This window comes from Neisseria sp. P0021.S005 (assembly GCF_051956955.1).
On record NZ_JBQCWY010000123.1, the window covers coordinates 1 to 7,322 of the forward strand.

The window sequence follows — 7,322 nt, forward strand, 5'->3', positions numbered from 1 at the left end:
TAATTGCGTACTGCAGCTTCAACCAATACTGCTAAGTTTCGACCGATTGCAACAGGCAGGGTAACGGAACGGACGCTGACGTTGAGGATAGATTCTGTTTCGGTACGGATGCTCAATCGATCAAGTTGTTTCATATATCCGTCGTCGGCCGGAACCAAATTGATAATCAGCTGGAGGATTTTTTTCGGACGGATAGAGGTTTCGCCAAAAATATGGCGGATATTAAGTATGCCCAAACCGCGTACTTCGAGGAAATCACGCAGCATAGGCGGGCAACGGCCTTCCAGCATTTCCGGGCCGGTACGGAAAAGTTCGACCGCATCATCGGCAATCAGGCTGTGGCCGCGCGAAATCAGCTCCAATGCCAATTCGCTCTTACCCAAGCCGGATTGTCCGGTAATGAGTACGCCCACTTCAAATACATCCAAAAATACGCCGTGCTTGATGGTGGAAGTTGCCAATGTCCGTTGCAGATAAATCCGCAAAACGTCCATCAGGTGCGGGCTTTCCTGTTTGGAAGTCAGCAAGGGGATACTGTTGGTATGGCAATAATCGCGCAATTTGGGCGATACCGGCAAGCCGTTGGCGACAATGACCAAAGACATGGGGATGTCGAAAAGCTCTCCGAAATCGTAGTTGAGCTCGCCCGACTCCAAGCGGCGCAAATATTCGGCTTCAGCTACGCCGACAACTTGAATTTGGTTGGGATGGATAAAGTTTAAGTGGCCGACCAAGGCCAAGACGGGTTTATCGGCTTCGACACCGATACGGTTGTCCGCGCCAGAATTGCCGGCAGCCCAAGCAAGTTCGAGTTTGTGCTGATTGTCGGAAAACAGGCGGCGGACGGATATGCTGGGCATGAATTACTCTTCGGTCAGAAGTGTGCGTACTTCTTCGGCAGAAGTTGCGGCCATTAATGCTTCACGGATGGCTTTTTGAGAGAATCTGCCGGCCAGTTTGGACAAGACTTCCAAATGTTCGCCGGTAGCGTTTTCAGGCACAAGCAGGATGAAAATCAAGGAAACGGGTTTGCCGTCGGGCGCATCAAAGGCAACCGGCTCTTTGGTGCGGATAAACGCACCGGTGGCTTTTTTCACGCATGCGTGACGGCCGTGAGGAATCGCCACCCCCTGCCCCAAACCGGTCGAACCAAGCTTTTCACGGGCAAACAGGCAGTCGAACACGTTGGTATTCGGTAATTCTGCTTCATTCTCCAGCAGCTGGGCGGCCTCTTCAAACAGACGCTTTTTGCTGCTGACTTCCAAATCCAAAACGATATGGGACAAAGGTAAAATTTCGCCAATCAGGCTCATGTGTATCTCTTTTAAATGTCGCAAAACAATAGGATTGTACCGATTGTCGGTGCAAATCTCAATCCTGAAGGCGTAATTTACACTCGCCCTGCTAACATTTTCCATGTTGTTCTTGATATTTTTTAACGAGCTAAAAATAATCCAACTGCTTGCTTATATTGAATTTAAAGTAAAAATGCTATCAATAGCCAAACTATGATTCAAATGAAAAGGGGTATGCCCGGCATACCCCTTTTCCCCTTCTTTTCAGACGGCCCCAACTTCTTTTTTTAAAACAGTTTGGAAACCAAAAATACCCAGAAATAATGGCAGACCAATCCGCAAAACCACGCCAAACCGATGCGGTTATTGGCCAAAAACGTTTGGAAGCACAACTGGCGATTGCGCGTACGGATGACAACATATTGCTGATACTGCCAATAAACAGTTATCGGCAATATCAACCAATACGGCCAAGTTGCACCGATTTTGATACCCAACACCGCCATCAATACCGTAAACCAAAAATGGCAAAGCATAGAGGCAGTAATGTCGTGATGGCCAAATGTGATTGCCGAAGTTTTAATGCCAATTTTCAAATCGTCTTCTTTGTCCGCCATGGCATAAATCGTGTCGTAAGCCAACGTCCATAAGGCATTGGCGGTAAACATCAGCCACGCTTCGGAAGGCACTCGGCCTTGCACGGCGGCAAAGGCCATGGGAATGCCGAACGAAAATGCCAGTCCTAAATAAAACTGCGGCAACGGGAAAAAGCGTTTGGTAAAGGGATATGTGATGGCCAGGAACAAGGCCGGAAGGCTCATCAGCCAAGTAAAGCGGTTGAGCTGCACCAAGCATAAAGCTGCCATCAGACACAACATGACGGTCAAAAGCAGCGCTTCGATTTTAGAAACCAAACCTTTGGCAAACGGGCGGTTTTTAGTGCGCTCTACTGCACCGTCAAAATTGCGGTCGGCAAAGTCATTTACCACGCAACCTGCGCTGCGCATCAAAAATGTGCCTGCGCTAAAGGCAAGAAAAATATCCGCGTCAGGAACGCCTTTAGACGCAATCCACAATGCCCAATAAGTCGGCCACAGCAAAAGCAGTGTGCCAATGGGTTTGTCGACGCGCATCAGTTTGGCGTATATCACCATCCGTCCGACAGCGTAACGCGGTAGAAATTGTAGAAAAAAGCGCCTTATGTTCATTGATGTAATGTGTCGTTGTTTATGTGTCGATTCGGAAGGAAAGGCTTTTTAGAGCCTTAGCTCTTATTATAATTTATTGCCGTCTGAAATCAAACAGATCTTAACAATTTAATTTATTGTATTATATCAGAATTATGACAAACATCGGTAAACGGTTTTATTTTCAGACAGCCTTAGCGGTATAAATCTATTAATTTCAATAAGAAATATTCTGTTAATTCCAATGTTTCGCCGTTCCAATCGAAATACGAACGGCGCGCGGTAACAGGCCGTCTGAAAGATGGATGGTCGAAATCTTCAAAACGAAGAAACTCAAAATCCGAACGCTTCAACGGCAATGTACCGTCAAACAGGCGCTCACCCAAAGGCTGCGTTCCACAATCCAATAATTCTGTCCATAGACGGCTATCTGGTCGGCACGCGCTTCTGGCTTGTATTACTGTTTCGCCGTCCAGTTTGAGCAAAACATCGCGCACAAAGATTTCGTCTCCGTTTTCTGCACCCTTCGTCAAACCCAAATACACCGGCTTGACTGAAAAATCCTTACCGGAAGCGCGCAACGCAGCGGTTAGCGAAGAAACGGTCAGCAAATGTCCGGCCTTAGACGGCAGAAGACTTGAAGCTTCGGCATATGAACAAAGTGTGCCACGCGGTATATCAAACGCCATTTACCACCTCTGTTTTGGCCAACTCCTGCCATTTGGCTTCGGGAAATTCATCTTTCAGACGGCCTTTAAGATATTCCAAGGTATCGCCGGCAACGGTTTCATCTTTACTGTCGTGAATATGGTTGAAAATCAGGCTGTGCAACCGGATGCCGTATTGTTTAAGCGCGGCGAAACTGAGCAGGGTGTGATTGATGCTGCCGAGCCGTCCGCTGGTAACGAGAATGACGGGATAAGCCTGTTGCTGAATATAATCAATAGTCAACAAATCTTCCGTCAGCGGAACCATCAATCCGCCCGCGCCTTCGACCAACACGATTTCATATTGCGCCGCCAATTCTTGCGTGGCAGTGCGGATTTTGTCCAAGTCCAAAGCCCTGCCGTCCAGACGGGCGGCAAGGTGGGGCGAGGCGGGATAGCTGAAGATTTCGGGCATGGTCAGCCCTTGTTTGTCGGCTTCCTGCATGGGTATGCCCATGATTTTGCGGTGGACGGCGATGTCCTCGGCGATGTTTTGGCAACCGGTTTGCACGGGCTTTTGCGTGATCACGCTTCTGCCCTGCTGCAATAATTGTTTTGCCAACACGCCGGTGGCGACGGTTTTGCCGATGTCCGTATCAATGCCGCTGACGAAGTAAACGCCTTTCATTTGCTGTGTTCCTTCAAAATTTGTACGGTTTTGTCGGCAAGTTCGGTCAAGAGGTCGTCTGAAATGATGTAAGGCGGCATGAGGTACACCAGCCTGCCGAATGGGCGTACCCAAATGCCCTGCGCCACGCAGTCCGCTTGAAAACGCGCCATATTCACGCCTTTTTCCAGCTCAATTACCCCGATGGCACCCAAAACACGCACATCTTTCACGCCGCGAATGTCCCATGCAGCTTTCAGACGGCCTTTTAAGATGCTTTCGATGCGGCGGATATTTGCCTGCCAATCTTGGGACAAAAGCAGTTTGACCGAAGCGCAGGCTACGGCACACGCCAGCGGATTTGCCATAAATGTCGGTCCGTGCATAAACACACCCGCCTCACCGCGCGAAATCGTTTCGGTGACTTTTTGCGAAGTAATCGCCGCCGCCAACGTCATATAGCCGCCGCTCAAGCCCTTGCCGATACACATAATATCCGGTACGACGTCCGCGTGTTCGCAGGCAAACATCTTGCCCGTACGCCCAAATCCAGTGGCAATTTCATCAAAAATCAACACGATATCAAATTCGTCGCACAAATCGCGCAATCCGCGAAGATACTGCGGATGATAAAAATACATGCCGCCCGCGCCCTGCACGACCGGTTCCAAAATAAAGGCGGCGATATCCGCATGATGCGCTTCAAACAAGGCGCGGACAGGCTGCAAATCCGCCTCGTCCCATTCATCGTCGAAACGGCTTTTCGGATTATCGACAAAATAACGCTGTGGTAACGCGCTGCCGAAAATATGGTGCATCCCCGTTTCCGGATCGCAGACAGACATCGCGTTCCAAGTATCGCCGTGATACCCGCGCCGTACCGTCGCAATATTCTGCTTCACCGTCAAACCCCGCGCCTGCTGGTATTGCACCGCCATTTTCAGCGCGACTTCCACCGAAACCGAACCCGAATCCGCATAAAAAATACGGTCCAGCCCCTGCGGCAAAATCCCGACCAACAATTTGCCCAGCTCCACCGCCGGCTCGTGCGTCAAACCGCCGAACATCACATGCGACATCTGTTTAATCTGCGCTTCAACCGCCTGATTCAAAACGGGATGATTGTAGCCGTGTATCGCACACCACCAAGACGACATCCCGTCAATCAGCCGCGTACCGTCCGCCAATTCGATGTGCACACCCTCCGCACGGCGCACCGGATAAACAGGCAACGGGTCGGTCATAGATGTATAAGGATGGAGCAGATGGGCGCGGTCGAAATCGAGCAGGGAGGAATGTTCAGACATGTCGAAAACAATGGTTTGATCAGTTTCATTATTATATAACATATTTCCTATTTCAGACGGCACGTCTTCCGTACTGCATCAACGCCAATCCGACCACTGCCGCCAAACAGCCGGCAACCAAAGAAACATGCAACGCCTCGCCCAAAAACCAAGCGGAACACAGAATACCGAATACCGGCACCAAAGTAATGTACGCCGCCGCGCTGCCGGCGCCCAAAGTCTTCACGCCTTCAAAATACCACGCATAGCTCAAGACCGTTGCCCCGACAGACAGGCCAATCAAAGCAAACCAGCCCCTGCCGTCCATTTCGGCAAGCATACCAAACGGCAGGCCGTCTGAAATCAGCGCAGGCGGCAGCAACATCATTGCACCCAGCCAAGCGGTGGCCACAGTGACCGTCAGCGCATCAATCCCCTGCAACACCGCCCTGCCTATCATCGTATAAGTAACCAAACAGCAAAGGCTGCAAAACACCAGCACTTCGCCCCACCCTATGCCGCCGCCCGACAAAAATGCCGCAATCTCGCCATGCGTGACCGCCCATATCGAGCCTGCCACTGCCAACAACATACCCGACACAATCTTGCCGTTGAGCTTCTCGCCAAACAACAAAGCCGCAAAAAACATCGTCAACACAGGATTGAACGTGACCAACACCGTCGCCCTTGAAGCAAGAATCCGCTGCAAACCCAGCATAGACAACACAGTAAAACCAAATACCCCGAATGCCGCCGCCAGTGCCAATCCAAGCCATTGTTTGCGCGACAAAACCGCCAAAGTACGCAACCGATACCGTGCAAACAGCCAGCCCAAAAGCAAGATAGCCGCCGTCAAAAAGCGCAGCATACCGCCCGTTAAAGGTGGCAGCGCCTGTCCCAGCATTCGCCCCATCGGCCAAGATGCGCCCCAAAACGCCGCCATGCCCAATAGTTTTAGATGGATTGCTAAATGTTTCATGGTGATGGATAAATTGAATAATTGGTTTAGAAAGCGTACAAACGCAGTTTGGAAGGATAAATTTCCTTAGCCGCCGATACTTGATAGAGTTTGTGCGGATAAAATACTACGCTGAATCATTACGGAAACAAAGGCCGTCTGAAAGACTGATATCCAGCTTTTTCAGACGGCCTTTGCTGCTCAATCAATAAGGCTTACAACTCAATGCCTTTGAGTTTCGCCACGGTATTGATGTCTTTATCGCCGCGACCGGAGAGGTTGACCAAAATCACTTGGTCTTTGCTCATTTTCGGCGCGTTTTTCACCGCCCAAGCAACGGCATGGCTGGATTCCAGCGCAGGAATAATACCCTCGAAACGGCAGAGCAAGTCAAAGGCTTCGAGTGCTTCGTCATCTTTGGCAACGGTGTATTCCACGCGGTTGATGTCGTTCAAATGGCTGTGTTCCGGGCCGATGCCTGGGTAGTCCAAGCCTGCGGAAACGGAGTGCGTACCCAAAACTTGACCGTTTTCGTCCTGCATCAAATAGCTGCGGAAACCGTGCAATACGCCGATAGGGGCTTTGCTGGTAATCGGTGCGGCGTGGTCTGGCGTATCCACACCCAAACCGCCGGCTTCTACGCCGACCAAACGTACGTTTTCTTCTTCGATATAGGGATGGAACAAACCGATGGCATTGGAGCCTCCGCCCACGCAGGCAACGGCAACATCAGGTTGGCGGCCGATAGCTTCCAACATTTGTTCTTTGGCTTCATTGCCGATCACGCGTTGGAAATCGCGTACCATTTCGGGATACGGTGCAGGCCCTGCGGCGGTGCCGATGATGTAGAACGTATCGTCCACACGCGCCACCCATTCGCGCATGGCTTCGTTCATCGCGTCCTTCAAAGTACGGCTGCCGCTGTCAACGCTGACCACGTTCGCACCCAATAATTTCATGCGGAACACGTTCGGCATTTGGCGTTGAATATCGTCCGCACCCATGTACACGTCGCAAGTCATGCCGAAGCGTGCGGCGACGGTGGCAGAAGCCACGCCGTGCTGACCCGCGCCGGTTTCGGCAATCACGCGTTTTTTGCCCATGCGGCGGGCAAGCAGAGCCTGACCGATGGTGTTGTTGACTTTGTGCGCGCCAGTGTGGTTCAAATCTTCACGCTTCAGCCAGATTTGTGCGCCGCCCAAATGCTCGGATAATCGCGCGGCATGGTAAACAGGGCTGGGACGGCCGACATAGTGTTTCAAATCATGGCGGAACTCTTCCC

At 51.0% G+C, this 7,322-nt stretch carries 8 protein-coding genes; all 8 read right to left on the minus strand.

Features of this window, described 5'->3' with window-relative positions; genetic code table 11:
- A partial coding sequence (hprK, locus tag ACTHUE_RS08535) for an HPr(Ser) kinase/phosphatase (RefSeq protein ID WP_440423283.1) occupies positions 1 to 860 on the minus strand: 860 nt, incomplete at its 3' end.
- A gap of 3 nt (positions 861 to 863) precedes the next feature.
- Positions 864 to 1,313, minus strand: a complete 450-nt coding sequence (gene ptsN / locus ACTHUE_RS08540) for a PTS IIA-like nitrogen regulatory protein PtsN (RefSeq protein ID WP_039862228.1) — start codon at positions 1,311 to 1,313, stop codon at positions 864 to 866.
- A gap of 269 nt (positions 1,314 to 1,582) precedes the next feature.
- Positions 1,583 to 2,503 carry a 4-hydroxybenzoate octaprenyltransferase gene (ubiA, locus tag ACTHUE_RS08545; RefSeq protein ID WP_070843283.1) on the minus strand — a complete coding sequence of 307 codons (921 nt, stop codon included), beginning with the start codon at positions 2,501 to 2,503 and terminating at the stop codon, positions 1,583 to 1,585.
- Between the two features lie 173 nt (positions 2,504 to 2,676).
- Entirely contained in the window at positions 2,677 to 3,171 is a 495-nt protein-coding gene (locus ACTHUE_RS08550; RefSeq protein WP_107791959.1) for a chorismate--pyruvate lyase family protein, read from the minus strand.
- On the minus strand, positions 3,161 to 3,817 hold the full coding sequence (gene bioD / locus ACTHUE_RS08555) for a dethiobiotin synthase (RefSeq protein ID WP_107791960.1): 657 nt from the start codon (positions 3,815 to 3,817) through the stop codon (positions 3,161 to 3,163). Before bioD ends, ACTHUE_RS08550 begins: the two co-directional genes overlap by 11 nt.
- Positions 3,814 to 5,103 (minus strand): adenosylmethionine--8-amino-7-oxononanoate transaminase, encoded by a 1,290-nt coding sequence (gene bioA, locus ACTHUE_RS08560; protein ID WP_219089729.1) that lies wholly within the window; start codon positions 5,101 to 5,103, stop codon positions 3,814 to 3,816. The genes bioD and bioA overlap by 4 nt, the downstream gene beginning before the upstream one ends.
- A 52-nt stretch (positions 5,104 to 5,155) precedes the next feature.
- Positions 5,156 to 6,061, minus strand: coding sequence for a DMT family transporter (locus ACTHUE_RS08565; protein WP_219088769.1), 906 nt, complete (start codon positions 6,059 to 6,061; stop codon positions 5,156 to 5,158).
- 194 nt (positions 6,062 to 6,255) lie between these two features.
- Positions 6,256 to 7,322, minus strand: a 1,067-nt coding sequence (gene trpB / locus ACTHUE_RS08570; RefSeq protein WP_440423285.1) for a tryptophan synthase subunit beta, incomplete at its 5' end; no start/stop codon positions are given.

Coding starts and splice junctions, on each gene's coding strand:
- ubiA (WP_070843283.1), bottom strand. CDS start 2,503: ATGAACATAAGGCGCTTTTTTCTACAATTTCTACCGCGTTACGCTGTC.
- ptsN (WP_039862228.1), bottom strand. CDS start 1,313: ATGAGCCTGATTGGCGAAATTTTACCTTTGTCCCATATCGTTTTGGAT.
- bioD (WP_107791960.1), bottom strand. CDS start 3,817: ATGAAAGGCGTTTACTTCGTCAGCGGCATTGATACGGACATCGGCAAA.
- bioA (WP_219089729.1), bottom strand. CDS start 5,103: ATGTCTGAACATTCCTCCCTGCTCGATTTCGACCGCGCCCATCTGCTC.
- ACTHUE_RS08550 (WP_107791959.1), bottom strand. CDS start 3,171: ATGGCGTTTGATATACCGCGTGGCACACTTTGTTCATATGCCGAAGCT.
- ACTHUE_RS08565 (WP_219088769.1), bottom strand. CDS start 6,061: ATGAAACATTTAGCAATCCATCTAAAACTATTGGGCATGGCGGCGTTT.